The organism is Tsuneonella sediminis (assembly GCF_051912845.1).
Taxonomy (GTDB): Bacteria; Pseudomonadota; Alphaproteobacteria; order Sphingomonadales; family Sphingomonadaceae; genus Tsuneonella; species Tsuneonella sediminis.
In genome coordinates, this window is sequence record NZ_JBNCBU010000001.1 from 517,373 (window position 1) to 533,936 (window position 16,564).

Annotated in this window: 16 protein-coding genes; 2 read left to right on the forward strand and 14 right to left on the reverse strand. The window is 67.0% G+C overall.

Annotated features, from left to right (window positions below):
- Nucleotides 1-7: 7 nt before the first annotated feature.
- Together ACPV3N_RS02600 and ACPV3N_RS02605 are read right to left on the reverse strand one after the other, a co-directional pair.
- Complete coding sequence (locus tag ACPV3N_RS02600) at nt 8-1,870, reverse strand: hypothetical protein (RefSeq protein WP_440114239.1); 1,863 nt, start codon at nt 1,868-1,870, stop codon at nt 8-10.
- On the reverse strand, nt 1,867-2,010 hold the full coding sequence (locus ACPV3N_RS02605) for a hypothetical protein (protein WP_440114241.1): 144 nt from the start codon (nt 2,008-2,010) through the stop codon (nt 1,867-1,869). Before ACPV3N_RS02605 ends, ACPV3N_RS02600 begins: the two co-directional genes overlap by 4 nt.
- An 81-nt stretch (nt 2,011-2,091) precedes the next feature.
- Here ACPV3N_RS02605 and ACPV3N_RS02610 point away from each other — a divergent pair, with 81 nt between their 5' ends.
- Together ACPV3N_RS02610 and aroB are read left to right on the forward strand one after the other, a co-directional pair.
- The gene (locus ACPV3N_RS02610; RefSeq protein WP_440114244.1) at nt 2,092-2,661 is read left to right on the forward strand and encodes a shikimate kinase; all 570 of its coding nucleotides are present in this window, start codon (nt 2,092-2,094) and stop codon (nt 2,659-2,661) included.
- Nucleotides 2,652-3,758 (forward strand): 3-dehydroquinate synthase, encoded by a 1,107-nt coding sequence (aroB, locus tag ACPV3N_RS02615; protein WP_440114246.1) that lies wholly within the window; start codon nt 2,652-2,654, stop codon nt 3,756-3,758. The genes ACPV3N_RS02610 and aroB overlap by 10 nt, the downstream gene beginning before the upstream one ends.
- On the opposite strand, the gene ACPV3N_RS02620 is transcribed toward aroB, so the two are convergent.
- The 12 genes from ACPV3N_RS02620 to ACPV3N_RS02675 form a co-directional block, all read right to left on the reverse strand.
- Entirely contained in the window at nt 3,755-4,009 is a 255-nt protein-coding gene (locus tag ACPV3N_RS02620; RefSeq protein WP_440114249.1) for a hypothetical protein, read from the reverse strand. The genes aroB and ACPV3N_RS02620 overlap by 4 nt on opposite strands.
- 140 nt (nt 4,010-4,149) lie before the next feature.
- Complete coding sequence (locus ACPV3N_RS02625) at nt 4,150-4,599, reverse strand: DUF488 domain-containing protein (RefSeq protein WP_440114252.1); 450 nt, start codon at nt 4,597-4,599, stop codon at nt 4,150-4,152.
- A gap of 20 nt (nt 4,600-4,619) precedes the next feature.
- Nucleotides 4,620-6,671: an ATP-binding protein gene (locus ACPV3N_RS02630; RefSeq protein WP_440114255.1), complete on the reverse strand. Its 2,052-nt coding sequence runs from the start codon at nt 6,669-6,671 to the stop codon at nt 4,620-4,622.
- Entirely contained in the window at nt 6,671-7,681 is a 1,011-nt protein-coding gene (gene bioB, locus ACPV3N_RS02635; RefSeq protein ID WP_440114258.1) for a biotin synthase BioB, read from the reverse strand. Before bioB ends, ACPV3N_RS02630 begins: the two co-directional genes overlap by 1 nt.
- On the reverse strand, nt 7,678-9,822 hold the full coding sequence (gene scpA, locus ACPV3N_RS02640; protein ID WP_440114261.1) for a methylmalonyl-CoA mutase: 2,145 nt from the start codon (nt 9,820-9,822) through the stop codon (nt 7,678-7,680). Before scpA ends, bioB begins: the two co-directional genes overlap by 4 nt.
- Nucleotides 9,823-9,830: 8 nt before the next feature.
- Complete coding sequence (locus ACPV3N_RS02645; RefSeq protein ID WP_440114264.1) at nt 9,831-10,442, reverse strand: glutathione S-transferase family protein; 612 nt, start codon at nt 10,440-10,442, stop codon at nt 9,831-9,833.
- The gene (gene mce, locus ACPV3N_RS02650) at nt 10,442-10,879 is read right to left on the reverse strand and encodes a methylmalonyl-CoA epimerase (protein WP_440114267.1); all 438 of its coding nucleotides are present in this window, start codon (nt 10,877-10,879) and stop codon (nt 10,442-10,444) included. The genes ACPV3N_RS02645 and mce overlap by 1 nt, the downstream gene beginning before the upstream one ends.
- A gap of 9 nt (nt 10,880-10,888) precedes the next feature.
- Nucleotides 10,889-12,421: an acyl-CoA carboxylase subunit beta gene (locus ACPV3N_RS02655; RefSeq protein WP_440114269.1), complete on the reverse strand. Its 1,533-nt coding sequence runs from the start codon at nt 12,419-12,421 to the stop codon at nt 10,889-10,891.
- A gap of 131 nt (nt 12,422-12,552) precedes the next feature.
- On the reverse strand, nt 12,553-13,275 hold the full coding sequence (locus tag ACPV3N_RS02660) for an SDR family oxidoreductase (protein ID WP_440114272.1): 723 nt from the start codon (nt 13,273-13,275) through the stop codon (nt 12,553-12,555).
- Nucleotides 13,275-14,297 (reverse strand): NAD-dependent epimerase/dehydratase family protein, encoded by a 1,023-nt coding sequence (locus ACPV3N_RS02665; protein WP_440114274.1) that lies wholly within the window; start codon nt 14,295-14,297, stop codon nt 13,275-13,277. The genes ACPV3N_RS02660 and ACPV3N_RS02665 overlap by 1 nt, the downstream gene beginning before the upstream one ends.
- Nucleotides 14,298-14,352: 55 nt before the next feature.
- Complete coding sequence (gor, locus tag ACPV3N_RS02670) at nt 14,353-15,708, reverse strand: glutathione-disulfide reductase (RefSeq protein ID WP_440114277.1); 1,356 nt, start codon at nt 15,706-15,708, stop codon at nt 14,353-14,355.
- Between the two features lie 64 nt (nt 15,709-15,772).
- Nucleotides 15,773-16,531 (reverse strand): VV20781 family protein, encoded by a 759-nt coding sequence (locus tag ACPV3N_RS02675; protein WP_503473848.1) that lies wholly within the window; start codon nt 16,529-16,531, stop codon nt 15,773-15,775.
- Nucleotides 16,532-16,564: the final 33 nt, after the last annotated feature.

Consider the following 16,564-nt stretch of genomic DNA (forward strand, 5'->3'; position numbering starts at 1 on the left):
GCCGGCATCAGCCGCGCGCCACCGCCTCCGCGGCGATCATGCGCGCCTCGGCAGTCAGGCCGACCCGGTCAAGCGCGGAGACGATGTGATAAAGGTGCCGGGGGGTCATCCGGTCCCATCCCGACCCTTGCATTCCGAGGCCCGAGAGGAACACAACGAGCGCCTGGTTGTCGACCGCGGCAGCGGCGTCGATCGCCCGCGACCACTTCGTTGCTGCCGTGAGGTTCATGCCGAGATCGTCGGAAAGTCCGGACACGGCACCCGCATCGATCCGCCCCAGTCCAGCGAGCCCCGCCACGAGGAACTGTGATTTGCGCTGGCCTGAGCTGGGATCGTCATCGATGAAATCGTTGACCGCGCCCGTCGACACCGGCTGACCCCGTCCGGGCGAGGCAAACACAAGCTGTGCCCAGGCCATGCTCCCCTGCGGGACCACGCCGCTCCAGCGCAGCGCGTCGCGCTCCAGCCCCGCGGCGAGCATAGAGGCGACGAGGGAGGCGGCGTCGTCTTCGAATTCCTCGTCCGGCTCGACCCGCGCGGCGGCGTAGGCGGTGAGGACGAGCCGGGCATAGTCGATCGCGCCGCCCGCACCGGGAGCCCAGAGCTGGCGGATCGCCGCCATTCGTGCCCCTGCGTCGGCGCCGACGTAGGCCTGCCGGAGCAGGCGAGCACGTTCGGTGGCCGGGCCATCGCTCTCGTCCTCGGCATAGAGCTGCGAATAGAGGTCGACCAGCGCCGCCGACGACAGGATTCCTTCGCGCCCAGCAATTTCCGACGCGGCGATGCGCTGCGCCAGCGGCAGCATCGGCGCGGTAGCGGCCACCCGCGCGTAATACGGTCCCGCGCCGTTCAGAAGATCGCCCGGAACCGGCTCGCCCACCGCGTTCGCCAGCGCAAACCGCAGCGGGTTCATGTCGGTCACGCCCTTCCACTCGATCGTCACCGCGCCCCGCCCCTGTCCCGCGGCGCCAGCGAACCGCTGGGCCAGCAAGGCGTCGATGTTGGGCGCCTGGCCGCGGTATCGCACTCGTTCTATGTCGTTCTTCGCCCGGGCGCTTTCGCCGGCGTAGGCGTTGCAGATGCCCTGGAACAGCCGCCAGGTCCCGTCCTCGCGCCGATTGCCCTGCAAGCGTACGGCCGGGCACGCGCCGACGAGGTCGGCCGTTCCGACGTAGGCGTCGAGCGCTGCCGCGGTGAGAGCGGGGTTCCAGTTCACGGTATCGACGTCCTGCGCGACCGCACGGGCAACGGTGAACTCGCCGATCGAGTTGAGCGCGGCCACCCGCAGCGCGGCGAACTCGGCCGCGTCCATTCCGGAGGGCGCCTCGAGCCGGCTCGCCAGGGCACGGCGAAGCAGGATATGGCCCCAGCGCGAAACGAGGGGCCGCGAGGTCCCACCCAGCGATGCCCTGACCAGCGATGCCGGCTGGTTGGCCAGCGAACGCACGGGAAGGCCGCCTTCGGTCGGCGCCAGCACACCGACGCGCTCGAGCGATCGGCGCGCACCGGGCGGGATGTCGATCTTGGGCTTGAGGCCGAGCAGTTCGTCGAGCTCGTCGGTCGACATCTTCTCAAGCTCTTCGAGCGTGGGAAGCTTGCCGTCCAGACCCGGCAACGCGACCGGCGGCGGCGCGGCGTTCACACCGCCGGGTATGGGCTGGATGACCGGGACCGAGGTCGATCCCGGAGGCGGCGCCGGAGCGCCGGGTTGCGCGGGAGCCGTCGGCCTCGAGGTGGGCGCCGGAGAGGGGGCCGGAGCCGGATCGTCGAACCCGGGCGGCAGCAGCGATTCCGGCGCGCTCTGCGCCAGTGCGAGGCCCGATGCGAGCGCGAGCGCGGTCGCGGAACCGAGCAGGATCACGCGCCTCATCGCGCGGTCACCGGCATGGCCACCGGCTCCGATATCGGCCGCAGCGGCTCCTCGCCTCCGTCGATCCAGGCGTAGACCAGCACAGCTGCCAGCGCCCCTCCCGCGATCAGCTTGGCCCGCGCACCCATCATCGACCTCATTCGCATTCCCAAGTAAGCCTGCCATTCCCGCAAGGTCAGGTTGGTTGCACGCGCCCTAGCCCATCTATAGGCGGGGCGGCAATGCACTCAGCCAGCCCGCGCCTGAGCGACGCCGAAATCGGCGCGATCGCCGCCCGGATCGACCGACCGGTCGTGCTCGTCGGGCTGATGGGGGTCGGAAAGTCCACCGTCGGGCGCAAGCTTGCCGCGCTTCTGAAGACCGATTTCGTCGATGCCGACGAGGCGATCGAAGCCGCCGCGGCGATGCCGATCGCGGAGATCTTCGAAAGCTTCGGCGAAGACTACTTCCGCGACGGTGAACGCCGCGTGATCGCCCGCCTGATCGAGGAAGGCCACGGCGTAATCGCAACAGGGGGCGGCGCCTTCGTCAACGACGAGACCCGCCGGCTCGTCTTGGCCGCCGGCATCGCGGTGTGGATCGACTGCACGATCGAAACGCTGGTCGAGCGCACCGCGCGCCGCGACCATCGGCCGCTCCTGCGTGAAGGCGATCCGGTGGAGATTCTCCAGCGGCTGCACAAGGAGCGGTCGCCATTCTATGGCGAGGCGCCCATCCGGGTCGAAAGCCAGGAGGGACCGCAGCACGAAACCGCTATTCGCATAATCGAGGCGATTGAACGATGGCTGTAATCCCGGTCGCGCTCGCCGGGCGCGGGTACGAAGTCCACGTCGGACGCGGACTGATCGAGCGGCTGGGCGACATCGTCGCGCCGTTCATGCGCAAGGAACAGGTCGCCGTCGTCGCCGATGCCGGCGCGTGGGCAGCGCACGGCCGCCGGATCGAGAGGGCGCTCGCGCAGGCGGGACGCACCGCCGCGGTATTCGAAGTGCCGCCGGGAGAAGATTCGAAAAGCTGGCAAAGCCTTGCGACGCTCGTCGACTGGCTGTTGGAACATGAGGTCGAGCGCGGCGATCACGTGATCGCCGCGGGCGGCGGTGTCGTTGGCGACCTTACCGGGTTCGCCTGCGCGATCCTCAAGCGCGGCTGCGGCTTCGTACAGGTCCCCACTACCCTGCTTGCACAAGTCGACAGCTCGGTCGGCGGCAAGACCGCGATCAACACGAAGTTCGGCAAGAACCTCGTGGGCGCGTTCCATCAGCCGTCGCTGGTGGTCGCCGATCTCGCGACCCTCGATACCCTTCCCGCGCGCGAACTGCGGGCAGGCTATGCAGAGGTGCTGAAATACGGGTTACTGGGGGACAGAGCGTTTTTCGATTGGCTGGCAACCCACGGTGCTGGCGTTATCAAGCTGCGCGAGGACCCGCTCGAACACGCAGTCGCCACCAGCGTCGCGATGAAGGCGGCAATCGTCGCCCAGGACGAGCGGGAGACGAGCGGACGGCGCGCGCTGCTCAACCTCGGCCATACCTTCGGGCACGCGCTCGAAGCGGAGACAGGGTTTTCCGACCGGCTACTCCACGGCGAGGCGGTCGCGCTCGGAATGGTGCTGGCAGCGCGCTATTCGGCGCGGCGCGGTCACCTCGATGAAGGGGACGCGATTGCCGTCGCTGAGGCCGTTGGAGGAGCCGGTCTGCCGGCGTCGATCCGTTCGCTGGGGCTGGATTGCGACGGACGCAGGCTGGTCGGCCACATGCTCCACGACAAGAAGATGGATGCGGGGACCCTGCCCTTCATCCTGCTGCGGGCCATCGGCGAAGCGTTCGTCGCCCGCGATGTCGCGCTCGACGACGTAGCCTCGTTCCTCGACGAGGAAATCGCGCGCTAGGCGGCCGGGCGCGCGCGGGCGGGCAGGCTCGCCACGTTCTTGCCGAGCCCGGCGATCATCTCGTCGTGTTCGCGAAACAGCCGCTCGAGATCCTCGCGCCGGCCGAGCAGTGTCTGCGCGATACCGGGGGCAAGGCTTTCGCCCTCGCCGATCCGCCCGAGCAGGGCCGAAAGATCGCTGATCGTCGCCTCGTCGGGGGTCTTGAAGAAATGGCCGCGGCCGTCGAAGAATCCGACACCCTGATGAGCCATCGTCGTTCTCCTGTGGGTCCGGAGGGAATTCCGGGCGATTGCAGGATTCCGCAAGTCCAGCCGATTGGCGAGCCGGTTTACCACGATTCAGGGTAAACGCGCGCTCGGGTGCCATTGCGGCACATGGCACTGCTTGTCGGTCAAGCGATCAGGAGGCCGGGTTCGAGGTCGACGCGGGCGAAATCAGCGAACAGCGCCGCGAACAGCAAAGAACGATGGCATTGGGCGGCGTCGCGCTCGTAACACAGCAGTGCGACTCGCCTGTCCTCTGCCAGCGCGCGGATCTCAGCCATTTGCTGAAGCGCTTCGGGCAGCTCGAGCTGGCCCGCGTAGATCCGCGCGAGTTCCGCATGGTCGCCGCGACGCGCGGCCGCCCTGCCTTCGGCCGGCGTGCCGAGATGGCGGAAATGGCGGTATTCCAGCCCCGCCTCCTCGATTGCTGCGCGCAGGCTGCTCTTCGAGAAACCCGGGCGGCGCGACAGCGGCAGGTAGCGGATGTCGGCCAGCACCTCGACGCCCGCATCGCGCAAGGCGGCAACCAGCGCGGCCTGCGTCGCCTGTTCGTATCCTATCGTGAAGATGGTGCCCATCGGCTTGATATAGGAAGCAGTTACTCCAGTTCGAGGATCACCTCGTCGACCGCGAGGCTGGCGCCCTGGGCAGCGTTGATCTTCCTTACTGTGCCGGTCTTCTCGGCGCGCAGGATGTTCTCCATCTTCATCGCCTCCACCGTGGCGAGCGGCTGGCCGGGCTGCACCTCGTCGCCTTCGCCGACGTGGAGCGAGACGAGCAGGCCGGGCATCGGGCAGATCAGGAACTTCGACAGGTCCGGCGGGATCTTCTCGATCATGTGCTCCGCGTACTGCGCGACGTGGGCGGGCAGGACGCGCACGTCGTGCTTCGCGCCGCGCGTGGTCATGCGGTAGCCTGTGCGGGTTGGAGCAAGCTGGATGCCGTAGGTCGCGAGCGGGTCCGCCTCGTCATCGTTGTTGTTCGCATACAGTTCGACCGACACGAACCGGTCTCCGGGCGTATATTCGAGCGCAATGGCGACGGGCTTCCCGTCCACCGTGATCGCGTCCTCCTCGAGCACGACCGCGTGGTCTTCACCTCCGATGCGTACCTGCCAGTCGCCGGGTGCGGCGCGCTCGTCGCCGAGTTGTCCGTCGATCCGGCGCGAGCGGTCGGCATCGGCGGTGGCGATGGCGCCGGCCACAGCGCAGAGTACACCGATCGTGCGCGCGTCGGCCTCTGCGCCTTGGAAGCCATCGGGATATTCCTCGGCAATGAAGCCGGTGGTGAGTTCGCCCGAACGGAAGCGCGGGTGCTGCATGATCGCAGAGAGAAAATCGACGTTGTGGCCCAGCCCCTCGATCTCGAAGGCATCGAGCGCGGCGACCTGGAGGTCGGCGGCCTCATCGCGCGTCTCGCCCCAAGTCACCAGCTTGGCGATCATCGGGTCGTAGAACATGGAAACCTCGCCGCCTTCATAGACGCCGTCGTCGACGCGGACGCCGTCCACCCCGCGACGGCCGTTTTCGGCACCGTCATCGGTCCAGCCCTCGACCGGCGGGCGATATTTCACGAGACGACCGGTGCTCGGCAGGAAGCCCCGATAGGGGTCCTCGGCGTAGACACGGTTCTCGATCGCCCAGCCGTCTAGACGCACGTCGTCCTGCCCGAACGGCAGCTTCTCGCCCGCGGCGACGCGGATCATCTGCTCGACGAGGTCGATGCCGGTGATCGCCTCGGTCACCGGGTGTTCGACCTGCAACCGGGTATTCATCTCGAGGAAGTAGAAGCTCTCGCCAGTGGGGTCGGCGCCGCTGACGATCAGCTCGACCGTGCCCGCGCTGTAGTATCCGACCGCGCGGGCCAGCGCGACGCACTGCTCGCCCATCGCCTTGCGCATCGCGGGCGTGACGAAGGGCGACGGCGCTTCCTCGACCACCTTCTGGTGGCGGCGCTGGATGCTGCACTCGCGTTCGTTCAGGTAGACGATGTTGCCGTGCTGGTCGCCAAGGATCTGGATCTCGATGTGGCGCGGGTTGAGGATGAACTTCTCGATGAACACGCGGTCGTCGCCGAAGCTGTTCAAGCCCTCGCGACGGGTCGCCTCGAACCCTTCCTCGACGTCGCGGTCATTGTGCGCGAGCCGCATGCCCTTGCCGCCGCCACCCGCGCTGGCCTTCATCATCACCGGGTAGCCGATCTCGCGGCTGACCTTCAGCGCCTCTTCGGTGCTGGTGATCTCGCCCTCGGAACCGGGGACGGTGTTCACGCCCGCTTCCTTCGCGAGCTTCTTGGACTCGATCTTGTCCCCCATTGCCGCGATGGCGTTCACCGGCGGGCCGATGAAGGCGATGTTCTCATTGGCGAGCGCCTCGGCGAAACTGGTGCGTTCGGAGAGGAAGCCATAGCCCGGATGCACCGCCTCGGCGCCCGTCGCCTTGCATGCGGCGATGATCTTGTCCGCGACCAGGTAGCTCTCGGCCGCGGGCGCCGGGCCGATGTGCACGGCCTCATCGGCCATCCGCACGAACGGCGCGCGGGCATCGGCGTCGGAGTAAACTGCGACGGTCGCGATACCCATCCGGCGCGCGGTCTTGATGACCCGGCAAGCAATCTCGCCCCGGTTTGCGATGAGGATTTTGGAGAACATTACTCGGCAGGCTCCATCGATTTGTAGGCGCGCATCGGTTCTTGTTGTCGTAGCGCCGTCAGCCCCAGCTTGGCGAACAGCGCGGCGTCGCTGTCGTCGCCGGCGTTGGGGGCGGTGAGGAGCTTGTCGCCGGTGAAGATCGAGTTCGCGCCGGCGAGGAAGCACAGCGCCTGGGTGGCCTCGCTCATGCTCTCGCGCCCGGCAGACAGGCGCACCATCGAAAGTGGCATCGTGATGCGCGCCACCGCGATGGTACGGACGAACTCGATGTCGTCGATTTTCGCCAAAGGCGTGTCGGCCAGCATGTCGCCCAGCACCGTGCCCTTGACCGGCACCAGCGCGTTGACCGGCACGCTTTCGGGATGCTGCGGCAGCGTGGCGAGCGTGTGGACGAAGCCGACGCGGTCCTCGCGCGTCTCGCCCATGCCGACGATCCCGCCTGAGCACACGTTGATCCCCGCCGCGCGCACGTTGTTCAATGTGTCGAGCCGGTCGGCCATCGTGCGCGTGCTGATGACGCGTTCGTAGTATTCGGGGCTGCTGTCGATGTTGTGGTTGTAGTAGTCGAGCCCCGCCTCGGCGAGCATGTCGGCCTGCTTGGGCGTCAGCATGCCGAGCGTCATGCAGGTCTCCAGCCCCATCGCGCGCACGCCCTTCACGATCTCGACGATCGCGGGCATGTCGCGGTCCTTGGGATTGCGCCACGCGGCGCCCATGCAGAACCGCTGGCTGCCGTTGTCCTTGGCCTGCGCGGCGGACTGCAGGACGCTGCGCACGTCCATCAGCTTCGAGGCTGCCACGCCGCTGTCGGCTTTCACCGACTGCGAGCAATAGCCGCAATCTTCCGGACAGCCCCCGGTCTTGATCGAAAGCAGAGTGCACAGCTGCACCTGGTCGGGCGGATGGTTCTCGCGGTGAACCGACGCCGCGCGGAACAGCAGATCGGTGAAGGGAAGGTCGAACAGCGCGGCGATCTCCTCGCGCGTCCAGTCGGTGCGGACTTCTGTCATTCCGCTACCTCCAGTTCGTCGCCGACCGGCGGCATGTTGTGCCCCAGCAGGCGCAGCATGTCGGCCGCGCATTCGACCACGTTCGAGCCGGGTCCGTAGATGCCCTGCACCCCCGCTTCGCGCAGGAAGTCGTAGTCCTGCGGCGGGATCACCCCGCCCGCGACGACCTTAATGTCCGGACGGCCGGCTTCCTTGAGCAGGCCGATCAGTTCGGGGATCAGCGTCTTGTGCCCGGCGGCAAGGCTCGAGGCGCCGATCGCGTCGACATCCTCGGCTAGCGCCATGTCGCGGGTCTCCGCCGGGGTCTGGAAAAGCGGGCCGGACACGACCTCGAAGCCCATGTCGGCAAAGGCGGATGCGATCACGTTGGCACCGCGATCGTGGCCGTCCTGCCCCATCTTGGCGACCATCAGCTTCGGCGCGCGGCCGAGGCGGCGCGTGACCGCCTTCACGCCCTCGACCACCTGCGCGTAGCGGCTGTCGCCTTCGTAGGCGGCGGAATAGATGCCCGTCACCGGTGTCGGACTGGTGCCGTAGCGGCCGAACGCCTCTTCCATGGCAGAGGAAATCTCGCCCAGGGTGGCGTCGTGGCGCGCGGCCTCGACCGCGAGAGCGAGCAGGTTGCCGCCTGACTTTGCGCCTTCGGTCAGCGCCGCCAGCGCGGCACGGCAAGCCGCCTCGTCGCGCTCGGCCCGCACGCGCTTGAGCCGCGCGATCTGGGCCTCGCGCACCGCGTGGTTGTCGATGTCGAGCGTGTCGATCGGGTCTTCCTCGGCCTTGCGGTACCTGTTGACGCCGACGATCACCGTCTCTCCCCGGTCAATGCTCGCCTGCTTGGCCGCCGCCGCGCTCTCGATCGCGGCCTTGGGCTTGCCGCTGGCGACGAAGGCGGTCATCCCGCCCGCCGCGTCCACTTCGGCTATCAGTTTCTCGGCTTCCTCGACAAGCTTCGCCGTCAGCGCCTCGACGTAATAGCTGCCGCCGAGCGGATCGACGACGTTGGTGATCCCGCTTTCCTCCTGGATCACCAGCTGCGTGTTGCGCGCGATGCGGGCGGAAAAGTCGGTCGGCAGCGCGATCGCCTCGTCGAGCGCATTGGTGTGGAGCGACTGTGTTCCCCCGAGCACCGAGGCCAGCGCCTCGATCGTGGTGCGGATGACGTTGTTGTACGGGTCCTGTTCCTGCAGGCTGACGCCGCTGGTCTGGCAGTGCGTGCGCAGCATTTTGCTGCGGTCCTTCTGCGCGCCCAGCCCGTCCATTGTGCGCCACCACAGCGTGCGCGCGGCGCGCAGCTTGGCGACTTCCATGAAGAAGTTCATCCCGATGCCGAAGAAGAACGATAGGCGCCCAGCGAAGGCGTCGATGTCGAGGCCCGCGGCCATCGCGCGCCTGGCGTATTCCTTGCCGTCGGCGATCGTGAAGGCAAGCTCCTGCACCGCGGTCGCCCCGGCCTCGTGCATGTGATAGCCCGAGATCGAAATGCTGTTGAATTTCGGCATGTTGCCCGAGGTATATGCGATGATGTCCGAGACGATCCGCATGCTCGGTTCGGGCGGGTAGATGTAGGTGTTGCGGACCATGAACTCCTTGAGGATGTCGTTCTGGATGGTCCCGTCGAGCTTGTCCTGGCTCACGCCCTGGCGCTCGGCCGCGACGATGAAGAAGGCGAGCACCGGGATCACCGCGCCGTTCATCGTCATCGACACGCTCATCTGGTCGAGCGGGATTCCGTCGAACAGGATCTCCATGTCGCGCACGGTGTCGATCGCCACGCCTGCCTTGCCGACGTCGCCAACCACCCGCAGGTGGTCGCTGTCGTAGCCACGGTGCGTGGCAAGGTCGAAGGCGACCGAGAGTCCTTTCTGCCCCATCGCGAGGTTGCGGCGGTAGAACGCGTTCGATTCCTCGGCGGTAGAGAAGCCGGCGTACTGGCGGATGGTCCACGGACGGCCGGCGTACATTGACGCCTTCACGCCGCGGGTGAACGGCGCGAAGCCCGGCAAGCCGGGATCGGCGGGCACGTCCTCGGCGGTGTAGAGCGGGTGGATATCGAAGCCTTCGGGGGTGTGCCAGCCAAGGTCCCTGCCCTTGACCTCCTTTGCGGCGAGCGCTTCCCAATCGGCTTTTGTCTTGTCGGTCATCTTGGTCCTCAGGCCGCCGCGCTCGGGCGCGCGCTCACGGCTTCGTGCCAGCGGTTCAGCGCCGCGTTCTCCGGGCCGGGTCCGCAGCCGACGAACGTCGCGAAGTCGACGGTCGTCAGCAGGATGATGTCGGCCATGGAGAAGCGGTCGCCCGCCAGGAACTCGCTGTTCTCGAGGCTGCGGTCGAAGAACGCGAAGGCATCGGCAACGCGCGGGCGGTTGGCCTCGCCCCACTCGGCGTTGCGACCAGGAAGCGCGGCGGTGAACTTGTGCGTGTGCACCCAGACCTGGCCGATCGGATACATCGCGATCATCTCGGCCCGGCGGCTCCACATCTCGACCAGCGCGATCTCGACCGGCGTTGTGCCGAACAGCGGCGGCTCGGTGTGCAGCGCCTCGAGGTAGCGGCAGATCGCGACGCTTTCGGCGATGACGGTCCCGTCGTCGAGCTCGAGCGCCGGGGTCTGCCCGCGCGGGTTCTTGGCCATGAACTCGGTCGACTTCTGCTCGCGCTTCGGGATCGAGACCTCCTGCGTCGGCAGCTCGATGCCCTTTTCAGCCGCGAAAATGCGCACCCGGCGCGGGTTCGGCGCGGGATTGGGGCTGTCGTAAAAGAGCATCAATGCGCGCCTTTCGGTGTTTCCATGATCTCGGTGAGCTGGCCCATCATGTCCTTGGGGTGGAGGAAGAAGATCGGCGTGCCGTGCGCGCCGATGCGGGTCGGGCCGAGGATGCGCTTGCCCAGCCCCTCGAAATGCGCGCGCGCCACCTCGATGTCCGGCACCTCGAAGCAGACGTGGTGCTGGCCGCCCAGCGGGTTCTTCGCAAGGAAGCCTGCAAGCGTGCTATCCGGCCCCAATGGCTCAATCAGCTCGACTTGCGTGCCCGCGGTGCCGTCATGTCCCGGCGTGTCGACGAAACAGACCTTCACGCCCTGCTCGGGCAGGTCGAAAGCTTCCGTGATTGAGGTAGCCCCCATCACTTCACGGTAATAGGTTACGCTGTCCGCGATCGAAGGCGTCGCGACGCCGACATGGTTGAGGCGACCGAGCTTCATGGCACGCTCCTAAAGCGGAATGTTGTCATGTTTCTTCCATGGGTTCTCGAGCACCTTCCCGCGTAGCTTCCTGAGGCCCAGAGCGATCCGCCGCCGGGTCGAGTGGGGATAGATCACCTCGTCGATATAGCCGCGCTGCGCCGCGACGAAGGGGTTGGCGAAGCGGTCCTCGTACTCCTTCGTGCGCTCTGCGATCTTGTCTGGGTCGCCGATGTCGGAGCGGAAGATGATCTCGACCGCCCCCTTGGCGCCCATCACCGCGATCTCGGCGGTGGGCCAGGCGTAGTTGAGGTCGCCGCGCAAGTGCTTGGAGGCCATGACGTCGTAGGCGCCGCCGTAGGCCTTGCGGGTGATCACGGTGATCTTGGGCACGGTCGCCTCGGCATAGGCGAACAGCAGCTTCGCTCCGTGCTTGATGATGCCGTTGTGTTCCTGCGCCGTGCCGGGAAGAAACCCGGGCACGTCGACGAAGGTCAGGATCGGAATCTCGAACGCGTCGCAGAAGCGCACGAAGCGCGCGGCTTTCTTCGATGAATTGATGTCGAGCACGCCCGCGAGGACAAGCGGCTGGTTCGCGACCACGCCCACGGTGCGCCCCTCGATCCGGCCGAAGCCGGTGAGGATGTTGCCCGCGTGCGCCGGCTGGACCTCGAAGAAGTCGCCCTCGTCGAGCACCTTCCGGATTACCTCGTGCATGTCGTAGGGCTGGTTGGCGTTCGCCGGGATCAGCGTGTCGAGGCTGTCGTCGAGCCGGTCCCACGGGTCGGCGGTCGGCCGCTCGGGCACCTCTTCGCGGTTCGACAGCGGCAGGTAGTCGAAGAACCGCCGGGTCTGCAGCAGCGCCTCGATATCGTTCTCGAACGCAAGGTCCGCAACGCTGGTCTTGGTGGTGTGCGTCACCGCCCCGCCCAGTTCCTCCTGCGTCACGACCTCGTTGGTGACGGTCTTCACCACGTCGGGCCCGGTGACGAACATGTACGAGGAATCCTTCACCATGAAGATGAAGTCGGTCATCGCCGGGGAATAGACCGCCCCGCCCGCGCAGGGGCCCATGATGAGGCTGATCTGCGGCACCACGCCCGATGCGAGCACGTTGCGCTGGAACACCTCGGCATAGCCGCCGAGGCTGGCGACGCCTTCCTGGATGCGCGCGCCGCCCGAATCGTTGAGGCCGATCACCGGGGCGCCAACCTTCATCGCGCTGTCCATCACCTTGCAGATCTTCTCCGCGTGGCGCTTCGACAGCGAACCGCCGAACACGGTGAAGTCCTGGCTGAAGACATAGACCAGTCGCCCGTTGATCGTGCCGCTGCCGGTCACGACGCCGTCGCCGGGGATCTTCTGGTCCTGCATCCCGAAATCGACACAGTCATGCTCGACATAAGCGTCGAGCTCCTCGAACGATCCTTCGTCGAGCAGCACGTCGAGCCGCTCGCGCGCGGTCAGCTTGCCCTTGGCGTGCTGGGCATCGATTCGCTTCTGTCCCCCACCCAGCCTGGCGGCGGCGCGGCGGCGTTCCATTTCTGCGATATTGGCGGACATCGGCACTCCCTGGCTGAGTGGGGCGGTTAGGCCGCGGTTGGGGAAAGCGTCAAGCTGCGCCGCGATCCGCCTCTTTTTCCGCGACGAAAAGTCCCCGAATTCGGTGCCACGAGGCCAGGACCGAACGCAATTCAGAAGCGCAGCATGATCCGCCGCGCGAGCGCCGGGCTGGCCGAGTGGACGGCCTTGAGCAGCTTCACCATGCCGATGTTGGCCTCGCTCCGGTCGCGCTCGATCGCGGCGACGATTTGCCGCGCGCACGCCTCGGCCGACATCTTGCTGCCAGACCGCGCTGCGGTCATCCGGGTATCGACCACCGGCGGCAACGCCTCGATGACGGTGATCGACGTCCCGGCGAGCTGCGCCCGGATCGACTGGGTGTAGGCGCGCAGGGCTGCTTTGGTGGCGCAATAGACCGGGCCGCCCGCCCTGGGCGCGATCGCGAGGCCGCTGGTGACGTTGACAATTGCCGCCTCGGGCCGCCGTTTCAGCCGCTCGACGAACGCCGCGATCAGCCGGATCGGGGTGTTGAGGTTGGCATAGATACAGTCGTCGGCCGCATCGACATCGGGCGGTCCTTCGCGAAAGTCGTGGTCCACGCCCTGCCCGGCGTTGTTGATGAGCACGTCGATCTCCCGGTCGCGGAGCGCGTGGACGATGTCGATAGCGCCCTGCGGCGTCGAAAGGTCGGCCCGGATCGCCTCGAAGCCGGCTTCGCGCATCGCCTTCAGGCGATCGGGGGATCGGCCGGTCACGATGACTTCGGCCCCCTTCGCCTTGAGCTGGCGTGCCGTCGCCTCGCCGATTCCCGCGGTACCGCCGGTCAGCAGCACGGTCTTGCCCGCGAGCCGCATCAGGGCTTCACCACGCCGTGGGCGATCAGGCTGCTGGCACAGTCGATAACGCTATGCTCGACCGGGCGGGTTTCCCAGCCGAGGCGCTCCTTCGCGTGGCTGGCATCCACGTTGCGGCTCTTGCCGACCTCGGCGCGGATCGAGCGGACCCCCGGATTCACCATGGCGAGCACGCTGACCATCCAGTCAGGCATGACCCTCGTCGGGACCTTGCGCGCCTGCTCACGGGGCAGATGCGCTCGCAGGATCGCGGCGAGCTCGATCAGCTTGAAGAACGGACCGGAGGCGAGAAAGCGCTCTCCCGCGAGGCCCGGCGTCTCGAGGCAGCGGACGTGCAGGTCGGCGCAATCGCGCGTGTCGACCACCGCAAAACCGAGGTCGGGGGCCATGGGCATCGAGCCGTCGAGCAGTTGGCGCACCACTTCGACCGAGGGCGAAAAATCGGCATCGTGAACCGGCCCGAGCACCATCGAGGGGTTGACCGAGACGAATTCGAGCCGCCCGCCTTCCGCCGCCACCCAGTCGCGCGCGGCACGCTCGGCAATCGTCTTCGACTTTACGTACGGATAGACATCCGGATGATCGACGTTCGTCCAGTCGCTCTCGTCGACGGTATAGACCTTTTCGCTGCGGCCATAGGCGACCGCGGCCATCGAACTCGTCTGGACGAACCGGCGAACTCCGGCGTCGCGGGCGAAGCGCAGCGCGCGCAGGGTACCCTCGCGAGCGGGCACGATCATTTCGTCCTCGTCCCTTGGAGCGGACGCGGCGATAGGAGAGGCGACGTGCGCGACGTGGGTGCAGCCGGACACCGCCTCGGTCCATCCGGCATCGTCCATCAACTCGGCCTCGTGCACCGAAAGCTGGTCACCGGCTTGCGGCCAGCGCGCACGCAGCCGCGCCTCGCCCTTTGCCCTGCTGCGGACGGTGGCCCGCACGGACCAGCCCCTGCCGAGTAGCTGATCAATCAGTTCGCCGGCAATGTAGCCGGTTCCGCCGGTGACGAGGACGGTCCCACCCATGCCCTTCTCCCTTCCGGCCCGAGCCTACGCCGGAGGGTTGTGAACGGCAATCGGCCTACCGCATGAGCACCAGTTCCTCGGCCATCGTCGGGTGGATGGCGACGGTCGCGTCGAAATCGGCCTTGAAAAGGCCCGCCTTCACCGCCACCGCGGCGGCCTGCATGATCTCGGCCGCCTCGGGGCCGATCATGTGAATGCCCAGGATCCTGCCGGTCGTGTCGTCGCAGACCATCTTGTACAGGCTCCGCTCGTTGCGGCCGGCCAGCACGTTCTTCATCGGCCGGAAATCGCTTTCGTAGACCTTCACCGCGCCGAACTTGTTGCGCGCCTCGCCCTCGGTCAGGCCGACGCCGGCAAGCGGCGGGTGGCTGAAAACCGCGCTCGGGATCACGCTGTGATCGACCGCGACCGGATCGCCCTTGCCGAACACCGTGTCGGCAAACGCCTGCCCTTCCCGGATCGCGACCGGAGTGAGCTGGACGCGGTCCGTCACGTCGCCGACCGCGTAGATATGCTCGACATTGGTCTTGCTGAAGCGATCGACCCTGATCTCGCCCCGCTCGCCAAGCTCGACGCCGGCCTTGTCGAGACCAAGACCCTGCGTGTTGGGGACCCGGCCGGTTGCGAACATCACGCAATCGACCTCGATATCCTCGTGATTGGTCATCGACACGCGGAGACACCCCTCGTCGGTCTGCTCGATCCCGCGAAACTCGGCGTTGAAGCGGAAATCGATTCCCTTCGTCACGCTGATCTGCAGCAGCCGGTCGCGCAGGGATTCGTCGTATCCACGCAGCAGCTTGTCGGACCGGTTGATGATCGTCACCTTGCTGCCGAACTCGTTGAAGATTCCCGCGAATTCGTTCGCGATGTAGCCGCCGCCCGCGATCAGCACCCGCGGCGGCAACCCATCGAGGTGAAACGCCTCGTTGCTCGTGATCCCGAGCTCGTTGCCGGGACAATCGGGCACGTGCGGCCGTGCACCGGTCGCGATCAAGATATACCGCGCGGTCACCGTCCTGCCGCTGCCGAGGCTGATCTCGTGCGGGCTGGTCAATTCCGCGCGGTCCAATATCACCTCGACGTCGTGGTTCTCGAGGGTCTGGGTGTAGAGCCCGTTGAGGCGGTCAACGTCCCTCAGAACGTTGTCGCGCAGTTTCGCCCAGTCGAAGCGGGGGTTCTCGACCGTCCAGCCGAACGCCGCGGCATCCTCGAGGTCTTCGGCGAAGTGCGCCCCGTAGACGAGCATCTTCTTGGGCACGCACCCGCGGATGACGCACGTCCCGCCGACGCGATGTTCTTCGGCCACTGCGACCTTCGCCCCGTGGCTCGCCGCCACCCGGCTCGCCCGCACGCCGCCGGAGCCCGCCCCGATGACGAAAAGGTCGTAGTCATAGTCCTGGGTTGCCATGCGCGTCTCCTGTTCGGGCAGCGCATATGGAGCCCCAAGCAGGCAATGCCAACCGCCTGGGGAATCAGGCTTCGGGTTCGCGGATCGCGGGGTCCCAGAACGTCGCCAGCGCAAGCGCGGCAACTGTCACGGCACGCTCGACACGCTTGTCCAGCGTGGCCGGGACAACGAGTGCGGGACGGTTGGCCAGGTCGATCGCGCCGATGTCGCGACCGCCATGCTCGAACGTGTACCCTACGGGCGTGATCGTCGGCATTGATGAGCCGTCGATGCGATGGACTGAGCGGAAACGCACGGTTTCGCTCCCGAGCGAGATTTCGCCGCGACGTTCATACCGGAAGGCGGCAAGGCCGCGGCCGGTCGTCTCCCAGAGCTCGAGCCATGCGCCCATCGGCGCGCCGTCGGCGGTAAACTCGCACCGATACGTCATCGGCCGCGTGGTAATCTCGATGGCCGACCCGATCGCCCTGGCGCGCTCGCGCATCCCGCAATGGCCCTCGACCGCTGGGCCCGGCTCGAGACCCGCAATCGAAAAGTACGTATGCCCGGCCCGCGCAATGTCGGTGTCGGCGAACGTCCACTTCTCGAGCGAGCGGTCGAACACACCGCTGTAGGGACCGGCCGCATACCGGCCCGAGGTGTGACTGCCGATGCCCGCAAACTCGGTCCGAACGGTCGAAGACGCAAGATTTGCTGGCATCTGCATCTGGGCAGGCGCACAGGCAGCTAGCAGGAGGCAGGGGAGATAAGGCGCCAGACGCTTCATGCAGGACAGACCCTCGATAGGCCCCGAATCGGGAATACGGCGCGACCCGCCGCCCATTCTCACACGAACCGAGATGAACGGCGGGTTGCA

Coding starts and splice junctions, on each gene's coding strand:
- ACPV3N_RS02600 (WP_440114239.1), bottom strand. CDS start 1,870: ATGAGGCGCGTGATCCTGCTCGGTTCCGCGACCGCGCTCGCGCTCGCA.
- ACPV3N_RS02605 (WP_440114241.1), bottom strand. CDS start 2,010: ATGAGGTCGATGATGGGTGCGCGGGCCAAGCTGATCGCGGGAGGGGCG.
- ACPV3N_RS02610 (WP_440114244.1), top strand. CDS start 2,092: ATGCACTCAGCCAGCCCGCGCCTGAGCGACGCCGAAATCGGCGCGATC.
- aroB (WP_440114246.1), top strand. CDS start 2,652: ATGGCTGTAATCCCGGTCGCGCTCGCCGGGCGCGGGTACGAAGTCCAC.
- ACPV3N_RS02620 (WP_440114249.1), bottom strand. CDS start 4,009: ATGGCTCATCAGGGTGTCGGATTCTTCGACGGCCGCGGCCATTTCTTC.
- ACPV3N_RS02625 (WP_440114252.1), bottom strand. CDS start 4,599: ATGGGCACCATCTTCACGATAGGATACGAACAGGCGACGCAGGCCGCG.
- ACPV3N_RS02630 (WP_440114255.1), bottom strand. CDS start 6,671: ATGTTCTCCAAAATCCTCATCGCAAACCGGGGCGAGATTGCTTGCCGG.
- bioB (WP_440114258.1), bottom strand. CDS start 7,681: ATGACAGAAGTCCGCACCGACTGGACGCGCGAGGAGATCGCCGCGCTG.
- scpA (WP_440114261.1), bottom strand. CDS start 9,822: ATGACCGACAAGACAAAAGCCGATTGGGAAGCGCTCGCCGCAAAGGAG.
- ACPV3N_RS02645 (WP_440114264.1), bottom strand. CDS start 10,442: ATGCTCTTTTACGACAGCCCCAATCCCGCGCCGAACCCGCGCCGGGTG.
- mce (WP_440114267.1), bottom strand. CDS start 10,879: ATGAAGCTCGGTCGCCTCAACCATGTCGGCGTCGCGACGCCTTCGATC.
- ACPV3N_RS02655 (WP_440114269.1), bottom strand. CDS start 12,421: ATGTCCGCCAATATCGCAGAAATGGAACGCCGCCGCGCCGCCGCCAGG.
- ACPV3N_RS02660 (WP_440114272.1), bottom strand. CDS start 13,275: ATGCGGCTCGCGGGCAAGACCGTGCTGCTGACCGGCGGTACCGCGGGA.
- ACPV3N_RS02665 (WP_440114274.1), bottom strand. CDS start 14,297: ATGGGTGGGACCGTCCTCGTCACCGGCGGAACCGGCTACATTGCCGGC.
- gor (WP_440114277.1), bottom strand. CDS start 15,708: ATGGCAACCCAGGACTATGACTACGACCTTTTCGTCATCGGGGCGGGC.
- ACPV3N_RS02675 (WP_503473848.1), bottom strand. CDS start 16,531: ATGGGCGGCGGGTCGCGCCGTATTCCCGATTCGGGGCCTATCGAGGGT.